This is a genomic window from Rhizobacter sp. (assembly GCF_032229685.1).
Classification (GTDB): Bacteria; Pseudomonadota; Gammaproteobacteria; order Burkholderiales; family Burkholderiaceae_C; genus LMDS01.
The window spans coordinates 310613-330385 of sequence record NZ_JAVTWP010000040.1; the positions used below are offsets into that span (position 1 = coordinate 310613).

The window sequence follows — 19773 nt, forward strand, 5'->3', positions numbered from 1 at the left end:
GGCGTTCACTCCTCCCACTGAAACCGCGCAATCGCCAGCGCCGTGAACACGGCGGTGAAGCCGAGCATCACCAGCACCGGCATCGCCGCCGCCTCCAGCGGCAGCCCGCGCCAGGTCATCGCGTCGAGGCCGTCGATGGCCCAGCGTGTGGGCACGAACAGCGAGACCGTCTGCAGCCAGGCCGGGAAGATGAACGACGGCACCCAGGCGCCGCCCAGCATCACCAGCAGCAAGGTCGCCAGGATCGCCAGGCCGCGGGTCGCTTCGGGCGTCTTGCCGAGTGCCGCGATCAAGAGGCCGAAGCTCGCGGTCAGCAGCGCGAAGGCCACCAGCACGGCGACGAAGCCGATCACGCTGCCTTCGACGCGCACCTTGAACACGGCCATCGCCACGGCGTAGATCACCGCGAACACGATCAGCGCGATCAGCGCCGTGCTCGCGATGCGGCTGCCGAGCAGCTTGCTGCGCGACAGCGGCGCGGCGCGCAGGCGTTTCCACAAGCCGAGGCGGCGCATCAGCAGCAGCCCGACGGCCATGTCCACGCCCATCAGCAGGATGAACTGCACGCCCATGCCGGCGAAGGCGTGCGAATAGCTGTTGTAGTGGGTCTCGGGCTGCGAGCTGGCTTCGACTTCACGGGTGGTGAAGGGCACGCTGAAGCTCGCGCCGGCCGTAGCCGACGAGGCCGCACCGGGCGCGGGCGCCGCGCGTTCCTGCACCTTGGCGATGCTGTCGAACATGCTGACGAGCTCGTCGCGCTGGCCGGCTGGCATCTGCGGGTTCTTCAGCAGCTGCTCGCGCATGTCTTTCATCATCGAGCCGGCACCGCTCATCGCCGACTGGCTCACCACCTGCATCACGTGCTGCGTGAGCAGGCCGCGCACCAATGGCAACACCATCGACTGCGACGGGTCGTAGTTCAGCACGATCTGCGGTTTGTCGGCACCGCCGAAGAGCGCGTTGCCCGCCTTGGCGCCGAAGCCTGCGGGCAAGGTGACCGCAGCGCGCAGCTTGCCGGCCTTGACCTGCGCGAGGGCGTCGGCCTCGCTCGCTTCGCTGAGCGTGAGCGCGCTGTCGGCGCGCATCGCGGCGACGATCTTGGCCGAGAGTTCGCTCTTGTCGAGGTCGGTGACCGCGACCGGAATGTTCGCCGGCTTGTTGTCGTGGCCACCGAACAGGCTGCCGAAGAAAGCGGCGATCAGGATCGGTGCCGCGATGCTCATGATCACCGAGCGGCGGTTCGAGAAGTACAGCACCAGGTCTTTGCGCAGCAGCGCGATGAAAGCGTTCATGTCTCGTTGTCCTTGTGCGGTTCAGTCGCGAAGCTGGCGCCCGGTGAGCGCGAGAAACACGTCTTCGAGGTTGGCGCGGCCCGAGCTCAGGTGCCGCACCACGGCGCCACTGGCGCTCACGGCCTGCAGCACGGCGCTGGCGCTGCGGGTCAGGTCGTCGAGGCCGATGCTCAGGGTGCCGGCCTCGAACGCCACCTGCTTCACGCCGGCAATGGCTTGCAGCGCTACCAGATCGGGCGTGCCGTCGATGTCGATCGACAGCGTCTGCGCGGCGGGCAACACGCGCAGCAATTCGGCCAGCGTGCCGCTCGCCACCACCTTGCCGTGGTCGACGATGACGATGCGGTCGGCCAGCCGCTCGGCTTCTTCCATGTAGTGCGTGGTGTAGACCAGCGCCTTGCCGGCGCGCTTGAGCGCCTCCAGGTTGTCGAAGATCGCGTTGCGGCTCTGCGGGTCGACGCCGGCGGTCGGCTCGTCGAGCAGCAGCACGTCGGGGTCGTGCACCAGCGCGCAGGCGATGTTGAGGCGCCGTTTCATGCCGCCGCTGAAGGTGGCGGGTTGGTCGCGCGCACGGTCGGCCAGGCCGACCATCTCGAGCACCTCCATCGCGCGCTTCTTCAGCGTCGCTTTCGGCAGGTCGTAGAGCGCACCGAAGAGTTCGATGTTGGCCAGCGCCGGCAGGTCTTCGAACAGCGCCAGGTCTTGCGGCACGAGGCCGATGCGGCGCTTGAAGCCGAACTCGTCGGCCGCGAGGGTCACGCCGCCGACCGTCACCGAGCCGGCATCGGGGGTCGTCAGGCCGGCGATCATGCCGACGGTGGTCGACTTGCCGGCGCCGTTCGGGCCGAGCAGGCCCAGCACCTCGCCGGCACGCGCCGTGAGCGACACATCGGCCACCGCCGTGCGCTCGCCGTAGGCCTTGCGCAGCCCCTGCGCCTGAAGCACTTCGTTCATCCGCCGCTCCCCGAGTCTTGAATGGGGGCGATGCTACGCAGCGCCGCCACAGCCGCTGTCGGGCTGCGACGAATCGCCAGCGCGGTGGCGCCAATAGCCGCTCAGCGGCGCGAGTGGAGGGCGGCGCGCTGCCGCTGCAGGAAGTGCCGCACGGCCGGGTCGGCTTCCAGGCCGATGGCCCGCACGTAGGCCGCGTCGGCTTCGGTGCCGGCACCACTGCGGGCGAGCAGGCCGGCACGCGCGGCCCAGTAAGGCTGGTAGTCGGCCAGGCGCGCATCGCCGGCAACGGCGTCGAGCGCCGCGAGACCTGCGCCGGCGCCTTGTGTCTCGGCCAGCACCACGGCGCGGTTGATCGCGACCACGGGTGAGCCGGTCAACGCGGCGAGCGCGTCGTAGAGCTGCACGATCGCGGGCCAGTCGGCGCGGCCGGTGCGGCGCCGGATCACGTGGGCCGACTGCACGGCCGCTTCGAGCTGGTAGCGCCCGATCGTGGCCATCTTGCTGGCACGCAGCAGCAAGGACTCGGCGGCGTCGATCTGCGCCGCGTTCCAGAGGGCCGGGTCCTGGTCGGCGAGCGGCACGTAAGCGCCCGCCGCATCACGCCGCGCACCGCGGCGCGCCTGCGCGTGCAGCATCAGCGCGAGCAGGCCCAGCGCTTCGGGTTCGTCGGGCAGCAGCGTGGCCACCAGTTCGCCGAGCCAGATGCCCTCGTCGGCCAGGTTTCGGCGCCGGGTTTCGGTGCCGGCGGGGTCGGACCAGCCTTCGGTGAAGGTGGCGTAGATGGCTTCGAGCACGGCGTCGAGCCGGCCCGGCAGATCGTCGTGTTCGGGCAGGCGGAACGGCACGCCCGCGCGCTTGATCTTGGCCTTGGCGCGCACCAGGCGCTGGCCCATCGTGCTCGGCGCCACGAGAAAGGCCGACGCGATCGCCGCCGCGTCGAAGCCAAGAATGGTCTGCAGCATCAGCGGCGCGCGCACGCCCGCTTCGATCGCGGGGTGCGCGCAGGCGAACATCAACAGCAGCCGGTCGTCGGGGATCGCGCGCTGCGCGTCGGGGTCGGAAGCGAGGTCGGCGATCAGCAGCAGGTCGGCGGCCGACTCGTCGTGCGTCTTGCGGCGCCGCGCGGCGTCGATCAACGAGCGCTTGGCGGCCGTCATCAGCCAGGCTTCGGGGCTGTGCGGCACGCCGTTCGCGGGCCAGTCACGCAAGGCCGACTCGAACGCGGCGGCGAGCGCGTCTTCGGCCGCCGCCACGTCGCGCGTGCGCGCCGACAGGTACGCGACGAGCTTGCCGTAGCTGCGCCGCGCCGCTGTTTCGGCGGCCGCGGCAGCAGCGTCGGACGAGGGGTTCACATCTCCCAGATCGGCCGCACTTCGATCGTGCCGTAGCTCGAGGTCGGGCAACGTGCGGCCCAGGCCAGCGCGGCGTCGAGGTCGGGCACGTCGATCAGGTAGTAGCCGCCGAGCTGCTCGCGGGTTTCGGCATACGGGCCGTTGAGCACTTCGGTCTTGCCGCCACGCACCCGCACCGAGGTGGCGTCGGTGCTCGGGCGCAGCCGCTCACCGGCCTGCAGCGCGCCGGCCTTCACCAGCGCTTCGGTGTAGGCGCCGTAAGCCTGCATCAGCTTGCCGGTGTCTTCGGGCGACATCTTGTCTTCTTCGGTTTCGCTGGCGTAGATGCTCAGAAGGTATCTCATGGTCTTTGCTCCGTGGTCGACACGGCACCATGCCGCATCTGTGCCTTGACGTTCGGGTGGCGCCGGTTTCGACAGCTCATCGAAGAATTATTCAGCAGCGGCAGCGCGCGCCACCGATGTTTCCCAGACCCTCGGGCCGCCCATGAACTAGGGCTGGCACCTGCGGTGCCACGCGCCCATGATGCGCTCCCCGAGGGCGCGCGCCCCTGCCACGCATGGACCCGACATGGCCAGCAGCGAGACGATCGATCCTGCGATGAACCCGTCGATGGCGCCGGTCACGCTGTTCTACAGCTATGCGCACGAAGACGAAGGCCTGCGCGACGAATTGCAGGGTCACCTGAAGATCCTCGAACGGCGCGGCCTGCTCGCGCCCTGGCACGACCGCAAGATCGTGCCGGGGCAAGACTGGTCGCAGCAGATCGACAAGAACCTGCGCGCAGCCGAGCTGGTGCTGCTGCTCGTCAGCAAGGACTTCATCGAGTCCGACTACATCATGGGCACCGAACTCGGCGCCGCGATGCAGCGTCACGTGGCGCGGCAGACGGTGGTGGTGCCGATCGTGGTGCGCGCGGTCAACCTCGACCCCGAAGACGCCGAAGACCTGCCCTTCCTGAAGCTGCAAGGCCTGCCCACCGACCTTCGCCCGGTGACCTCATGGTCGAACCGCGACGAAGCCTGGACCGACGTGGCCAAGGGCCTGCGCGCGACCGTGAAGGGCATCCGCGAACGCCGGCCGCCGGTGGTGCGGGCGCCGCCATCATCCGCACCGTCTTTCGATTTCGGAAGCCCGTCGGCACAGCCCGCTGCAGCCGACCCGTTCGAGGCCTTTGCCGGCGAACGCAGTGTCATCCGGCCCCGCCCGACACCGGCCCCCGCCGGTGCGGCCCCGCCCGACCCGGTGCTCGACCGGCTGCTCGCGGCGGTCTCGCATCAGGTCGACGAGGCGGGTCGCCTGCGCCAGGCGCCGCGCCTGACCGGCACCGCCGCACGCGTGCTGCAGGAAGGTGTGCAAACGCTGATCGACCTGCCCGAGCAGAAGCGGGTGCTGTGGGTCGACGACCGGCCCGAAGGCAACCGCTACGAAACGGCGGTGCTGGCCAAGCTGCAGATCGAGGTCGTCACGGCGCTGAGCACGCAGCAGGCCCTGCTGCGCATTGAGAGCGACGCCGAAGGCTTCGACCTCGTGATCACCGACTGGGAGCGTGACGGCGAACCCGTGGCGGCGGGCTTGAGCCTGCTGGCCGCGCTGCGTGAGAAACAGCAGTCGCTGCCCGTCATCTTCTACCATGGGGCACGCGGCACGCAGCGCGCCGAACGGGCCGCGCAGGCCTTGCTGGCAGGGGCCTTCGGCGAGGCCGTGGTGCCGGCCGAACTGATCGCGCAGGTGGGCAAGGCCCTGGCGGGCTGACCACTGCAGCCCGCCGGCCCGGCGCACGAATTTCACAGGAGCGAGACATGGCCACATCGGCGCAAGACATCACCTTCATCATCCCCGGCAAGCCGCAGGCGGCCGGCGCGGCGACACGTGGCACGGCCAAGGCGTCGGTGCTGGTCGGCACGCAGCGGGGCGGTGGCGACGCGGTGCGCGTCACAGCGCGCCCGGGTGACGACGTGGTGGTGCTCAGCATCGCCAACGGCCCCACGCTGGTGCTGCACCCGGAAGACGCCCGCGACCTGATGCGCGCGCAGAGCGCTGGCGCCACGCGCAGCGCGGTCAATGCGGCGAGCGACAGCGAAGTGGTGGTCTCGCCGCAGCTCGGCTGGCCCGGCCTCGAAGCCGGCGCCACGCGCGGTGCCACGCGCGGCTGGATGGGGCAGGCGGTGCTGAGCGCGTTCGAGGTCGTCACCGGCCTCGCCAAAGACCCGGCCGCCAAGCTCGCTGCGGCCGCGGTCACGAAGAAGGTCGACGGCGCGGTCGATGCCGGCGTGTACGAACTCTCGCCCGATGCCCTGACGGCGCTCAAGGGCAGCGGCCGCAAGCGCGACGCCGTGCCCGCTGCGGCCGATGGCGGCCCGCTGCTGGTGTTGATCCACGGCACCTTCGTCGACACGGCCCAGACCTTCGGCAAGCTCTGGGCCCTCCACCCGCAGACCGTGCGCGAGCTGTTCGCGCACTACGCCGGCCGTGTCTACGCACTCGACCACCCGACCATGGGCGCGAGCCCGATCACGAACGCGCTGACGCTCGTGCGTGCCATGCCGGCCGGCGCGCGCCTGCACCTCGTCACGCACTCGCGCGGTGGTTTGGTGGCCGAGGTGCTGGCGCGTGCGTGTGGTGGCAAGCCGCCCACCGCCGACGAGCTGGCGCTGTTCGCCGGGGCCGACCGGGCCCAGCAGAAAGCCGACCTGATCGCGCTCTCGAAAGAAGCGATCGCCAAGGGCCTGCGCATTGAACGTGTGGTGCGCGTGGCCTGCCCGGCCCGTGGCACGCTGCTCGCGTCGAAGCGTTTCGACGCTTACCTGTCGGTGCTGAAGTGGGGTTTGGAGCTCGGCGGTGTGCCGGTCGCGCCGCAGCTCGTCGACTTTCTGCACGAAGTGGCGCGGCGCCGCGCGAAGCCCGACGAACTGCCCGGCATCGAAGCCATGATGCCCGAGAGCCCGATGGTGAAGTGGCTCAACGGCGGCAGCGACAGCTTGCCGGGCGAGTTGCGCGTGATCGCCGGCGACATGGAAGGCGACTCGATCGGTTCGTGGGTCAAGACGCTGCTGTCCGATGCCTTCTACTGGACCGACAACGACCTCGTGGTGCAGACCCGCTCGATGTACGGCGGCGCGCCGCGTGCGGCCACCGCCAGTGGCGCCGGCGCAAGCTTCCTGCTCGACCGCGGCGCCAAGGTCTCGCACTTCAACTACTTCGTCAACGAGCGCACCGTCAAGGCGATCACGAGTGCGCTGTTCGAGGCCGCGCCCGACGACTTCTCGGTGATCGGCCCGCTCTCGTGGGCCGGGCAGGACGCGAGCGGCACGCGCGCGGCGCGTGCCGTGGCCCGCTCGCGCGGCGCGGAAGGCAGCGCGGCGGCCGACCGACCGGCGGTGTTCGTGCTGCCCGGCATCCTCGGCTCCAACCTCAAGCTCGACGGCAAGCGCATCTGGCTCGGCTTCCGCTTCATCAACGGCCTGAAGAAGCTCGCGTGGGACCCGGCCACCGCCAACCGAGTCGAACCCGACGGCCCGATCGGCATGGTCTACGACGACCTGATCGAGCGCCTGGCCGACACGCACGAGGTGATCCCGTTCGCCTACGACTGGCGCCGCCCGGTCGAAGACGAAGCGCGCCGGCTCGCGGTGGCGGTCGACGCCGCGCTCGCCGCGCGCAACGTGAGCCAACAGCCGGTGCGCCTGATTGCGCACTCGATGGGCGGCCTGGTCGCGCGCACCATGCGCCTCGAAAAGCCGGAAACGTGGCAGAGGATGATGGCGCGCGAAGGCGGCCGCCTGCTGATGCTGGGCACACCCAATGGTGGCTCGTGGGCCCCGATGCAGACGCTCTCTGGCGACGACAACTTCGGCAACGCGCTGGTCGCTTTCGGTTCGCTGTTCGACAACGGCGGCACGCGCAAGATGATGGCCGGCATGCCCGGCTTCATCCAGCTCCAGGCCGCGCTGCTCGACCCGAACCTCGGCCTCGACAAGGCCACCACCTGGCAGAAGCTCGCCGACGACGACATGGCGGCGCTGCGCGACCGCAGCCTGTGGCACGACGAAGGCTCGCAGCGCACCATCTACGAGTGGGGCGCGCCACCGCAAGACGTGCTCGACCAGGCCGTGAAGCTGCGCCGCCGCCTCGACGCGCAGGCCGAAGCGCTCGGCCCCGACGCGCAGAAGATGCTGCTCGTGGTGGGCCACGCCGCGTTCACGCCGGCCGGTTTCACGCAGACCTCCGACGGCCTCGAATACCTCGACACCCCCGACGACGGCGACGGGCGCGTGCCTCTGCAGAGCGCGCTGCTGCCCGGCGTGCGCACCTGGAAGCTCGACGCCGAACACGGCAAGCTGCCTGACGAATCGAGCGCCTTCGCGGCCTACATCGAGCTGCTCACGACCGGCGACACCCGCCAGCTCGAGGCCTACGTGCCGGCCGCGGCCGGAACCCGCGGCGCGGGCGGTGCTGCCGCCGCCACCACGGCGCTGGTGCGCAGCCGTCCTTCGCGGGGCCTGCAGTCGTCGAGCCCGCCGGCCAGCGTGGCCGAGGTGCTGGGCGCGGCGCGTGCTGGTGCCGAGGCGCGGCGCGGCCGTGGCAAGAGCACGGCGCTGCGCGTGTCGGTGCTCAACGGCGACCTGAAGTTCGTGGGCCAGCCGCTGATGGTCGGCCACTACCGCTCGATCGCACTCACCGGCACCGAATGGGTCGTCGACGGGCTCGTGGGCCACGCGATGAGCAAGTCGCTCGCCGCCGGCCTGTACCCCGACGCGACCGGCTCGCACCAGATCTTCGGCAACGTGCGCAAGGACCCGAACAACCCGTTCGTGATGGCGCGCCCGCAGGCGGTGGTCGTGGCGGGGCTCGGCGACGAGGGCAAGCTGCGCGCCAGCGAGCTCGTCTACACCGTGCGACAGGCGGTGCTGGCCTACGCGCAAAGAGTGGCCGAACAGGGCGGCGACGCGCAGTTCGAACTCGCCGCGACATTGATCGGCAGCGGCGGCAAGGGCATCTCGCCGGGCAGCGCGGCGCAGCTCATCGCGCAGGGCGCCTTCGAAGCCAGCCAGAAACTGCAACAGGGCGGCTGGCCGCAGCTGGGCCGCCTGATCTTCGTCGAGTTCTACCTCGACCGCGCCAGCGAGGCCTGGCGCTCGTTGCAGGTGCAGGCCATCGCCACGCCGAACCAGCTCGAACTGGTGGGCCTGGTCACCTCGGGTGACGGTGCGTTGCGGCGCTCGCTCGACTCGAGTTACCGCGGCGCGGCCTACGACCTGATCAGCGCGCTCAGCGTGGCCGGCAAGAACGGCCAGCCCTGCATCGAGTACGTGCTCGACACCCGCCGCGCCCGCACCGAGGTGCGCGCGGTGCATGCGCAGGGCACGCTGCTGAGGGAGCTGGTGGCCAAGGCTTCGAACGACGAGAACCGTGACTCGCAGATCGGCCGCACCCTCTTCAAGCTGCTGGTGCCGGTGGAGATGGAGCCCTTTCTCGGCGGCACGACCGAGATGCTGATCGAGCTCGACAGCGGCTCGGCCGTGATCCCCTGGGAACTGCTCGACACCGACGCGCCGGCCCAGAGCGGTGGCGACGCCCGGCCCTGGGCCATCCGCAGCAAGTTGCTGCGCAAGCTGCGCACCAACGAGTTCCGCGCCCAGGTGTCTGACGCGAACGCCGACGACAGCGTGCTCGTGATCGGCGAACCCAAGTGCGACAACCCCGACTACCCGCCGCTGCCGGGCGCGCGCGCCGAGGCGATCGCGGTCGTGAACCGGCTGACCAGCGGTGCCGACGGCATCCCCGCGGCCAAGCTGCGTTCGCTCGTCAGCGGCGAAGACGACGCGCGCAGCATCATCAACGCGCTGTTCGAGCGCCCCTATCGCGTGGTGCACGTGGCCGGCCACGGCCAGCTCGGCATCGACGGCGGCGTGGTGCTCTCGGGCAACACCTTCCTCGGCGCGGCCGAGATCAAGGCGATGCGCGTCGTGCCCGAACTCGTGTTCCTGAACTGTTGCCATCTCGCCGGCCGCGACGCCTCGACCACGCTCAAGCCTTACGACCGCGCGACCTTCGCCGCCAACATCGCCGAAGCGCTGATCGAGGTCGGCGTGCGCTGTGTCATCGCCGCCGGCTGGGCCGTGGAAGACGAGCCGGCCGAAACCTTCGCGACCACCTTCTATTCGGTGCTGCTGCGTGGCGAACGTTTCATCGACGCCGTGGCCGCGGCACGCGAAGCGGCCTGGCGCGACAACCCGCAAGGCAACACCTGGGCCGCCTACCAGTGTTACGGCGACCCGGGCTGGACCTGGAGCCGCGGTGGCGCCGACGCGCAGCGCCCGGCCCCGCCGGTGGGCGACGAGTTCATCGGCGTGTCGTCGCCGGTGGCGCTCGCGCTCGCGCTCGAGACACTCGCGATCCGCAGCCGCTTCGGCCCGGCCAAGGCCGAAGCGCAGCGCGACAAGCTGCGTTTTCTCGAATCGAAGTTCGCGCCCGAGTGGGGCCACATGGGCGCCGTGGCCGAAGCCTTCGGTCTGGCGTATGGGCAGGCGAAAGACAGCGTGAAAGCGATCGAGTGGTACCGCGTGGCGGTGAACTCGGCCGACGGCAGCGCTTCGTTCCGCGCCGCCGAACAGCTCGGCAACGAGTTGGCGCGTTGCGGCGAGAAGCTGAGCGACGAAGCCGCCGCGCGCCACATGATCGAGGAAGGCATCGCCCAGCTCGGCAAGCTCGTGGCGCTGCAGGCCACGGTCGAACGCGAAAGCCTGCTCGGCTCGGCCTGGAAGCGGCTGGTGCTGCTCGAAAGCCGTGCCGGCCGCGACGCCGCTTCGCTCGCGGCGCTCGAGAAGATGGTCGTGCACTACGCCCACGCCGAACAGCTGGCGTGCCAATCGAACGCCGACAACCTCTACTACCCGGCCAAGAACGGCATCAGCGCCGAACTGCGGCTCGCGTTCCTGCAGAAGCGCGCGCCGAAGCTCACCGAAGCGCGGCTGAGCGTGGTGCGCGAGTCGCTCGACAAGGCCGCGACTGAGCGGCCCGACTTCTGGTCGGTGGTCGGGCAAACCGAGCTGGCCTTGCTCGAAGCGCTGGCCCAGGGCCGCCTCGCCGGCTCGGCGCCGGCGCTGATGGAGGCGGCGCGTGAACTCAAGGCGCGCGTGCCGGCCACGTCGAGCTGGGATTCTGTCTACACCGAAGCGCGCTTCACGCTCGAGCCCTACCAGGCGGTGGCCGGCAGCACCGAACAGCGCGCGGCCGCCGAGATCCTGAAAGGCTTGAAGGTGCTGGCTTCATCATGAAACCGACCGACTCGGCCGCGCCCGACGTCTTCATCAGCTACGCCCGCAAGAACCGGCCCGTGGCCGAGCAACTGGCCGAAGGCTTGGGCGCGAGCGGCCTGCAGGTCTGGTGGGACAGCGACCTCACGGCCGGCAGCGAGTTCGCCGCGGTAATCGAGAGCAAGCTGCAGGGCGCGGCGGTCGTGATCGTGCTGTGGTCGGCCGACTCGGCACGTTCGTCGTTCGTGCGCGACGAATCGTCGCGCGCGCTGAAGCACGACAAGCTGCTGCCGGTGCGCATCGAAGACATCGAGCTGCCGCTCGGCTTCGGCCAGTTGCACACGCTCGACCTGCTCGACTGGGAAGGTGACGCCGACGACGACGCGTTCGAGAAGCTTCTGCTCGAAGTGCAGCAGCGCCGCCAGCGCACGCCGCGCGGGCTGCTCGCCACGCCGCTGCCGCCGCCACGGCGCTGGCCGCGCCGCTCGTCGTGGATGGCCGGTGGTGCGCTGGTGCTGGCCGGTGCCGGTGGCGTGGCCTGGTACCTGCACGACCAGCAGGAGCAGGCCGCGACCGAAGCGCGCGAGGCGCAGGCGCGGGCCGACAAGCTGCAGCGCGAGGAAGCGCGCCGCATCGACGCCATCAAGATCGAAGCCGAGCGCCATTTCCGCGCCGGCCTCGACGCCCACATCGCCGACGTGCCGCAGCTCGAAAAGGCGCTCAACGAGTACCTGAGTTCGATCGAGCGCCGGCCGGGGCACGCGCGAGCGCACTACTACCTGGCCCACATCTACGCGCAGACCGGCCGGCCAGCCGATGCGCTGGAATCGTTCAAGCTCGCGCTGGCCGGCACCGAAGCGCTGCTCGACCGCGGCCAGCGCGCCGAGGCCGAAAAGCAGGTGCTCGCGCTGGCACCGGTGGAAGGGGAAAGTGCCCCCGTCACCCGGCCGCCGGTGCCCGACCCGGCGCTGGCGGCCGCGAGTCGGCCCGCACCGCCTGCACCCGGCGGCACGGCCGTGGCGGCAGCGCGTCCGGCGCGCCCCGACGCGCTCGACCCCGGCATCGTGACCCGTTCGATCAGGCCCGGCAGCGCAGCGCGCCCGACCCCACCTGCGCCTGCCGTGGTGGCGGCGGCCCCGGTGTTGCCGCGCCAGCCGCCGCGCAGCGACCCGCCTGCCGCAGCGCTCACGCCACTCACGGCGAGCGTCGAAGCCTTGTTCGACGACAACAAGGAGGCCCGGGTCACCGCGACCACGCGTCTGGTGCTCGACCCGCAGGCGCTCTCAGACGCCGTGCCGCTGGCCGTCGACAAGGCCTTGCAGGTCTTGAAGGCCAACCCGGCGACGCTGAGCGCGAGCGCCGCTTCGGGCGTGGTGAACACGCTGGTGCTGCTGCAAAGCGCCTTGCCCGGCACGCTGCAGGTCAACCGCGGGCCGATCGGGCAATTGCTGGCCGCGGCCGAGCCGCGCGGCGACTACACCGCGCAGCAGGCCGGCAAGGTGCGCGTGCTGCTTCAGCAGGCGCAGGCCCGCCATCCGCTGGCCTACATCCAGATCGCCAGCGAGGCGCAGCGCCCGATGGCCGAGGTGCTGGCCGCGAAGATGCGCAGCTTCGGCTACGACGCGCCGGCGATCGAGCTCGTGGGCGCCCGCGCGCCCGAGGCCACGCAGGTGCGTGTGCAAGGCAAGAGCGACCGCAGTTATGCACGCTGGGTCACCAAGGCGGTCGCCGAAGTCATCGAGGCGCGGCCGGCCGTGAGCGATCTGCGCAACGCGAAACCCGGCGTCGACACCTACGAGATCTGGCTCGGCCGCCAGTTGTGCGCACCGGGCGGGCGCGTGCCGCCAGCCTGCACCCGCGCGTAGGACGGCAACTACGAGGCCAGGCGGCGGTGTCCGCTGGCTCGCAGGTGGGCGTGCTGCCCATACTGCCCGCTCCGTCATTGCGAACGAACACCCCATGAACACATTGCTGAGAAGAACAGTCGCCGCGGCCGTTGTCGTGATGGCCGCACCGGCCTTCGCCCAGGTCACCTTCCACGAACGTGAGGGGTTTCAGGGCCGCATCTTCACGACCGAACGCCCGGTCGCCAACTTCGAGCGCTACGGGTTCAACGACCGAGCGTCTTCAGTCGTGGTGCTGCGTGACCGCTGGGAGGTCTGCAGCGACGCCCAATACCGTGGCCGCTGCGTGGTGCTGCGCCCCGGCCGCTACGAATCGCTCGCGGCCATGGGCCTGAACGACCGTGCTTCGTCGGCCCGCATCATCAGCACCAACGCGCGCATTCCCGACAACCGCTACGCGCCGATGCCGGTGCCGGTCTACGACAACCACCGCCGCCCGAACGAGCGCCTGTACCAGGCCGACGTGACCTCGGTGCGCGCCGTGCTCGGGCAGCCGCAGCAGCGCTGCTGGGTCGAGCAGGAACAGGTCGTGCAGCAGCAACGTGGCGACGTGAACGTGGGGGGTGCCATCCTCGGCGCGGTGCTCGGCGGCGTGCTCGGCCACCAGGTGGGTGGCGGGCGCGGCCAGGACATCGCCACCGCCGGCGGTGCCGTGGCAGGTGCTGCAGTCGGCGCCAATGTGGGCCGTGGCAGCAACGGGCAGGCCGTGGTCACGCGCGACGTGCAGCGCTGCACCAACGTGCCGAACCAGGCGCGGCCCGACTACTGGGACGTGACCTATGTCTTCCGCGGGCGCGAGCACCACATCCAGATGGTCAACCCCCCGGGGCGCACCGTCACCGTGAACCGGCTGGGCGAACCGAGGGCGTAGCAGAATCGCGCTCCATACCCTGGAGCGCGAAGCATGCAACGACGTGATGTTCTGAGTCTTTCGGCGCTGGCTTTCGCGGCCGGCCGCAGTGCGCACGCCCAAGCGCCGGCGGGCGAGGGCCGCGTGCTCACACGAGTCGACACTGCGCTCGGCGCCTTCGTGATCGCCGTCGACACGGCGCGTGCGCCACTCACCGTGGCCAACTACCTCGCGTATGTCGACCAGCGCTGGCTCGACGGCGGCGCGGTCTACCGCATCGTGACGCCGGCCAACCAGCCGGCCGACACGCCGCACAAGATCCAGGTGGTGCAGTGGGGCATGGACCTGCCCGACGGCAAGGAACCGCCGCGCCCACCCATCGAACATGAGACCACGCAGCAGAGCGGGCTGCTGCACCGCAACGGCACGGTCTCGATGGCGCGCAGCACGCCGGGCACGGCGGCCAGCGAATTCTTCATCTGCATCGGCGACCAGCCCGAGCTCGACTTCGGCGGCGGCCGCAACCCCGACGGCCAGGGTTTCGCCGCGTTCGGGCAGGTGGTCGAAGGCATGGCCGTGGTGCAGGCGATCTACCGCAAGGCACAGACCGAGCAATATCTCAAGGCCCCGATCGCGGTGCGCAGCGTGAAGCGCGTGGCGGCCGCGCGTTGAGGCCGCTGCTCTGCCAAACTTGCCGGCCCACCACCACGCACACGCCACGATGAGCACGATCTGGAAACAACCCGCCACGGTCGAGATCCTGACCGCGATGCACGTCGACACCGCCGTCGCCTTGCTCGGCATCGAGTTTCTGGAGGTCGGCGACGACTTCATCCGTGCCCGCGTGCCGGTCGATTCGCGCACGCGCCAGCCGGTCGGCATTTTGCATGGCGGGGTTTCGGTGGTGCTCGCCGAAACCCTGGGCTCGTGCGGCGCGGCGTTCGCCTCGCCCGCCGGGCACCGGTCGGTGGGGCTCGACATCAACGCCAACCACCTGCGCAGCGTGTCCGAGGGCTGGGTGACGGGCGTCGCGCGGCCGGTTCATGTGGGCCGCAGCACGCACGTGTGGCAGATCGACATGCACAACGACAAGGGTCAGCCGACCTGCGTCTCGCGCATCACGATGGCGATCCTCTCGCCGCGCTGAAGCGGGGGGTGGTTCAGCCCGCGTAGCCGAGCACCGCGAAGAAGTGGCAGGCGCTGCCACCGAGCACGAACAGGTGCCACACGAAGTGCGCGTACTTGATGCGCGAGTCGTAGAGAAACACCACGGCGCCGGCGGTGTACGACACGCCCCCGGCGATCAGCCACGCCAGGCCGGCGCCCGGCATGCGGGCCAGCAGCGGCGCCGCGGCGACCACCGCGACCCAACCCATCGCCACGTACAACCCGGTCGACCAGAGCGGGTGCTTCAGACGGTTGAGCAGCTTGGCCGCCACGCCGAGCGCGGCCATCGCCCACACCACGCCGAACAATGACCATCCCCAGCCGCCGCGCAGCACGCCGAGCACGAAGGGCGTGTAGCTGCCGGCGATGAACAGGTAGATGGCGGCGTGGTCGCAGCGGTTGAGCAGGTCCTTCGCACGCCCGGCCGGCACGGCGTGGTACACGGCCGAGACGAAGTACAGCAGCATCATCGTGGCCGAGAACACGCACACGGCCACGTTGTTCATCGTGCTGCCGTTGCCTTGCGAGAAGCCCAGCAACACCGGCAGCGACGCCACGGCCAGCAGGAAGCCGATGCCATGGCTGATGCTGTTGGCGATCTCTTCGCCCCAGGTCTGGGGCCGGTCGGTGACGAGGGGCAGCTTGGGCATGGCGGGCGCGGGCAGGGCTTGAGCAGTCATGGTCATTGAACTCGCGATGAATGCTGCTCGCCATCCCCTTCCCGGGGGAGCAGAAAAGACAGGCTTCAACGTCCGCCGGTCACGTCGACGATCGAGCCGGTGGTGTAGCTTGCGGCGTCGGACATCAGCCAGACGATCGCCTGCGCCACTTCGTCGGCGCTGCCGGCACGCTGCATCGGCACCAGCGGCGCCATCTGCTTGGCGCGGTCGGGCAGGCCGCCCGAAGCGTGGATCTCGGTCTCGATGATGCCCGGGCGCACCGCATTGACACGGATGCCTTCGAGCGCCACTTCTTTCGCGAGGCCCATCGTGAACACGTCGATCGCGCCCTTGGCCGCGGCGTAGTCGACGTACTGGCCGGGCGCACCGATGCGCGACGCGGCCGACGACAGATTGACGATCGCGCCGCCCTGGCCGCCGTGCTTCGTCGACAGGCGTTTCACCGCTTCGCGCGCACACAGGAAACTGCCGAACACATTGATCGCGAACATACGCTGCAGGCGTGGCAGGCTCATGACATCGACTCGCGCCTGCACGTCGACCACGCCGGCGTTGTTGACCAGCGCGCCGAGCGGCGGCAACTCGCGCTCGATGGTGGCGAACATCGCAAGCACCTGCGCTTCGTCGGACACGTCGGCCTGCACGGCGAGCGCGCTGCCGCCGGCCGCGCGGATCTGCGCGACGATGGCCGCCGCCGGGGCTTCGCCGCTGGTGTAGTTCACCGCCACCGCCCAGCCGTGCTGCGCGCACAGCAGCGAGGTGGCGGCGCCGATGCCCCGGCCGCCGCCGGTGACGAGAACGGTGCGCTTCGGGGTCGTGTTCACGCTCATGGTCGATTCACCTCGTGTGTTCGCGGGCTCACTCTTCGGCCTCGCCCTTGTCGCCGGCCTCGTCGGAGCCCGACTTCTCGAGCGCCTTCTTGTCGAGCAGCGGCTTCAGTTTGCCCAGGCCGTCGATGAAAGCGTCGTTGGCGACCGGCCCGACGAGCCGCACCGCCGGTGGGAACAGGTGGTTCATATACAGCTCTTCGCCGAGCTGGTCGGTGCGCTGCTGGTTGAACCACAGCGTCAGGGCCACGCCGGTCACGGCGCATGCCACCGCCGCCCAGCGCAGGCCGCGCTGGCGCGCCGGCTCGACCGCGAGCAGGTGGAAGTACAGCGCCGCCGCACCGACGATGTAGCTGCCGACGAAGCCGAAATCGCTCAGCCAGGGCCACGACAGCGCGAACGCCAGCAATGGCGGCAAGGCGCCGGCGACGAGCCACGCGATGCTGGCGAACAGAAACACCCGCAGGTGCCAGCCGAAGCGCGCCTGGTGCGTGAAGGTCTTGGTCAGCAGCGCCCAGGCGCCACACCAGATCAAGGCCCCTGCGACGGTGCTGAGCAGCGTCGCGCCGACCGCGCGGCCCAGGCCGTCGGCATCGGTCTCGAGGTAGGTGTTGAACAGCATGCCGGCCAGCAGCACCAGCGCCGCCGCCAGCACCGGCACCAGCCTCTGGCGCAGCGGCGCCACCACGGCCAGCGGCAGCTCCGGCGCGAGCGTGTGGCCGGGCAGGCGCAGGCGCAGCCGGGTGCGGCCGGCGCTGAACTCGGGCGCGTCGCCGCTCGGCGCGATCGGCTGGCGGGTGCCGGCCGGGAGCTTCTTCGCGCCGAACTGCACGCCGTTCTTCGTGTCGAGCACCTGCAGCTCGAGCCCGTTCTCTTCGAGCGCGAGCGACAGGTGTTCTGCAGCGACGTGGGCGTCGCTCAGCACCAGGTCGTTGCCCAGGGCGCGCCCGATGCGCAGCGGCCAGTGCCGCACGCCGATCGACTGGCGCACCTGGCCGTCGCGGTCGAGCACTTCGAGCAGGGCCAGCACGTTGTCGGCGCCGCTCATTTCACCCACCCGTAAGCGTCGATGTAATGGCGCGCGAGTTTCTGCGCGTTCTCGAAGCTCAGGCCCTGCGCGTCGAAGCGGCCCTGCACACCCGACTGCGTCTGGTCGAGCGTGGCGACGAGCACCGACACGTCGTAGAGCTGCGGCAGCTTCTTGTAGGCGCGCAGGCAGACCACCGCGCGCAGTGGCAGGCCGCCGCGTTCCACATAAGCCTCGTGGCATTGCGGTTTGGTCTGGTGGCCGGCCCGCAGCCGCACGAACGACTCGTTGCGAAAGCTCGCCGAGTACCGCGCCGCGAAGCGCAGCGTGCCGAGCTTGGCGCCGTCGTAGCTTTCATGGCGCAGGCTGATCGCGCCGGTGGTGTAGTCGCCCACGTAGATGCGCGTGTCCATCACGCAGTCGGAGCGTTCGAGGTCGAGCCCACCGGTGCGCGACGGCTCGCTGCTGCCCCAGCAGCGCATGAACTGGTCGCTCGGAACCGGCACCTTGTAGCGCGGGTGGGTTGCGCTCTTGAAGCCTTGCTGGATGAAGCGCTCGGTCAGCGCGGCCTGGTGCTGCATCAGCTGGTCGGTGACCACACCGTAGGCGGCGGTCTTGATCGGCGCCGCTTCGCGCCCGCGCTTGAGCAGGGCCGCCGCGAAGCTCGCCGGCACCAGAAAGCTCACCTGCTCGCCGTCGACCCGCCGCGCCACGTTGACGCCGATGACGCGGCCTTCCTGGTCGAGTGCGGGCCCGCCGCTCATGCCGCCGCTGAGCGCGCCGCCGAAGAAGATCTGCGGGTAGAAGCTGCGCTTGACCAGGCCGTTGTAGTTGCCCTCGGTGACCGCGAAGCCCACGTCGAGCGGGTTGCCGAGCGAGTAGATGCGCTCGCCTTGCGCCAGCGCCTGGGCTTCGGGGCGAAAGGGCAGCGCTTCGAAGGCGGGGCGCGTGGCGGCAGCGTCGTCGGCCTTCAGCAGGGCCAGGTCGTGCAGCACGTCGAGCTGCAAGATCTGCAGCGGCGCTTCGCGGCCGTCGGCCGTCACGTAGACGAGGTCGTGGCGCTCTGGCTTGAGCGCGGCTTCGGCCACGACGTGAAAGTTGGTGACGATGTGGCCTTCGGTGGAGACGAAGAAGCCCGAGCCGACCGAGGTCTGGCTGGCGCGGCCCTTCAGCACGGTGCGGATCTGCACCAGTTGCGAGCGCGCCTGCTCGTAGACTTTGCGGGCCGTCCACGACACCGGCGCCGAAGCCGCCGGCTCTGCGGCGGCTGCTGCCGGCGCCCTCGTGGTTTGCCCCCAGGCGCCGCTCGGTAGGCCGCTCAGCGAGAATGTGCAGACAAGACCGGCCAGAGCGGCGACCCGCGGGTGAAATGGATTCATTGAAATTCATTCTACGGGGCGCCCCCGGCCTACCGATCCACCAGGAGACATTGACCATGCAACGCCGCAGTTTTGTTCTGGCAGGAAGCTCGCTGATCGCGATGCCTGCATTCGTTTCAGCCCAGACCGTCGAGAAGCCCAAGCTCACGCTCGCCGTCGGTGGCAAGAACCTGCTCTATTACCTGCCGCTCACCATCGCCGAGAGCCTGGGCTACTTCAAGGCCGAGGGCCTGGAAGTGACCATCGCCGACTTCGCCGGCGGCTCGCGGGCGCTGCAGGCCATGATCGGCGGCAGCGCCGACGTGGTGTCGGGCGCGTTCGAACACACCATCAACATGCAGGTGAAAGGCCAGCGCCTGCGCGCTTTCGCGCTGCAGGGCCGCGCGCCGCAGATCGTGCTGGGCGTGAACCCGAAGACCATGCCCAACTTCAAGGGCGTGGCCGACCTGAAAGGCAAGAAGCTGGGCGTCACCGCGCCGGGCTCGAGCACCAACGTGCTGGCCAACTTCGTGCTCGGCAAGGCCGGGTTGAAGCCGGGCGACGTGTCGATCATCGGCGTGGGTGCCGGCAGTGGTGCGGTGGCCGCGATGCGCTCGGGCCAGATCGACGCGATCAGCAACCTCGACCCGGTGATCACGTTGCTGGCGCGCTCGGGCGACCTGAAGATCGTTTCCGACACGCGCGTGGTGGCCGAGGCCGACAAGGTCTTCGGCGGCCCGATGCCGGCCGGCTGCCTGTATGCGCCGCAAACTTTCCTCGACAAGAACCCGGCCACCGCGCAGGCGCTGGCGAACGCGATCGTGCGCGCCGACAAGTGGATCCAGGCGGCCGGTGCCGGCGACATCATCAAGGCCGTGCCCGAAAACTACCTGCTCGGCGACCGGGCGGTGTATGTCGACGCCTTTCTCGCGGCCAAGGGCGCGTTGTCGATCGACGGCAGCTTCCCCGAAGCCGGCGCCGAAACCGCGCGCCGTGCGCTCGCGAGCATCGACCCCGAGATCGCTGCGGCCAAGATCGACCTGGCGGCGATCTACACCAACGAGTTCGTGAAGAAGGCCAACGCCAAGTACCCGAAGGGCTGA

The 19773-nt window shown here is 70.1% G+C and carries 15 protein-coding genes; 7 read left to right on the forward strand and 8 right to left on the reverse strand.

Annotation, left to right across the window (positions count from 1 at the left end; translation table 11 throughout):
- Positions 1 to 5 precede the first annotated feature (5 nt).
- From AC30PD_RS19595 to AC30PD_RS19610, 4 genes are all read right to left on the reverse strand, one after another.
- A complete protein-coding gene (locus AC30PD_RS19595; RefSeq protein WP_489537363.1) occupies positions 6 to 1292 on the reverse strand; it encodes an ABC transporter permease in 1287 nt (428 codons plus the stop codon).
- Between the two features lie 21 nt (positions 1293 to 1313).
- The gene (locus AC30PD_RS19600; RefSeq protein WP_489537364.1) at positions 1314 to 2246 is read right to left on the reverse strand and encodes an ABC transporter ATP-binding protein; all 933 of its coding nucleotides are present in this window, start codon (positions 2244 to 2246) and stop codon (positions 1314 to 1316) included.
- A 101-nt stretch (positions 2247 to 2347) separates the two neighbouring features.
- Entirely contained in the window at positions 2348 to 3598 is a 1251-nt protein-coding gene (locus AC30PD_RS19605; RefSeq protein WP_489537365.1) for an RNA polymerase sigma factor, read from the reverse strand.
- On the reverse strand, positions 3595 to 3942 hold the full coding sequence (locus AC30PD_RS19610; RefSeq protein WP_489537366.1) for a YciI family protein: 348 nt from the start codon (positions 3940 to 3942) through the stop codon (positions 3595 to 3597). Before AC30PD_RS19610 ends, AC30PD_RS19605 begins: the two co-directional genes overlap by 4 nt.
- 226 nt (positions 3943 to 4168) lie before the next feature.
- Between AC30PD_RS19610 and AC30PD_RS19615 the strand changes: the two genes are divergently transcribed.
- The 6 genes from AC30PD_RS19615 (at position 4169) to AC30PD_RS19640 (ending at position 14758) form a co-directional block, all read left to right on the forward strand.
- The gene (locus AC30PD_RS19615; protein WP_489537367.1) at positions 4169 to 5353 is read left to right on the forward strand and encodes a toll/interleukin-1 receptor domain-containing protein; all 1185 of its coding nucleotides are present in this window, start codon (positions 4169 to 4171) and stop codon (positions 5351 to 5353) included.
- Positions 5354 to 5400: 47 nt separating this feature from the next.
- The gene (locus AC30PD_RS19620; RefSeq protein ID WP_489537368.1) at positions 5401 to 10878 is read left to right on the forward strand and encodes a DUF7379 domain-containing protein; all 5478 of its coding nucleotides are present in this window, start codon (positions 5401 to 5403) and stop codon (positions 10876 to 10878) included.
- The gene (locus AC30PD_RS19625) at positions 10875 to 12722 is read left to right on the forward strand and encodes a toll/interleukin-1 receptor domain-containing protein (RefSeq protein WP_489537369.1); all 1848 of its coding nucleotides are present in this window, start codon (positions 10875 to 10877) and stop codon (positions 12720 to 12722) included. Before AC30PD_RS19620 ends, AC30PD_RS19625 begins: the two co-directional genes overlap by 4 nt.
- Positions 12723 to 12816: 94 nt before the next feature.
- Positions 12817 to 13632: a beta/gamma crystallin-related protein gene (locus AC30PD_RS19630; RefSeq protein ID WP_489537370.1), complete on the forward strand. Its 816-nt coding sequence runs from the start codon at positions 12817 to 12819 to the stop codon at positions 13630 to 13632.
- Positions 13633 to 13665: 33 nt separating this feature from the next.
- Positions 13666 to 14283, forward strand: coding sequence for a peptidylprolyl isomerase (locus tag AC30PD_RS19635; RefSeq protein ID WP_489537371.1), 618 nt, complete (start codon positions 13666 to 13668; stop codon positions 14281 to 14283).
- Positions 14284 to 14332: 49 nt separating this feature from the next.
- The gene (locus AC30PD_RS19640; protein ID WP_489537372.1) at positions 14333 to 14758 is read left to right on the forward strand and encodes a hotdog fold thioesterase; all 426 of its coding nucleotides are present in this window, start codon (positions 14333 to 14335) and stop codon (positions 14756 to 14758) included.
- Positions 14759 to 14771: 13 nt separating this feature from the next.
- On the opposite strand, the gene trhA is transcribed toward AC30PD_RS19640, so the two are convergent.
- The 4 genes from trhA to AC30PD_RS19660 form a co-directional block, all read right to left on the reverse strand.
- Entirely contained in the window at positions 14772 to 15458 is a 687-nt protein-coding gene (gene trhA, locus AC30PD_RS19645) for a PAQR family membrane homeostasis protein TrhA (protein WP_489537373.1), read from the reverse strand.
- Between the two features lie 65 nt (positions 15459 to 15523).
- Positions 15524 to 16288 carry an SDR family oxidoreductase gene (locus AC30PD_RS19650; protein WP_489537374.1) on the reverse strand — a complete coding sequence of 255 codons (765 nt, stop codon included), beginning with the start codon at positions 16286 to 16288 and terminating at the stop codon, positions 15524 to 15526.
- Between the two features lie 28 nt (positions 16289 to 16316).
- Positions 16317 to 17333: an FHA domain-containing protein gene (locus AC30PD_RS19655; protein ID WP_489537375.1), complete on the reverse strand. Its 1017-nt coding sequence runs from the start codon at positions 17331 to 17333 to the stop codon at positions 16317 to 16319.
- Positions 17330 to 18691, reverse strand: a complete 1362-nt coding sequence (locus tag AC30PD_RS19660; RefSeq protein WP_489537376.1) for a S1 family peptidase — start codon at positions 18689 to 18691, stop codon at positions 17330 to 17332. Before AC30PD_RS19660 ends, AC30PD_RS19655 begins: the two co-directional genes overlap by 4 nt.
- Positions 18692 to 18792: 101 nt before the next feature.
- Here AC30PD_RS19660 and AC30PD_RS19665 point away from each other — a divergent pair, with 101 nt between their 5' ends.
- Entirely contained in the window at positions 18793 to 19773 is a 981-nt protein-coding gene (locus tag AC30PD_RS19665; protein ID WP_489537557.1) for an ABC transporter substrate-binding protein, read from the forward strand.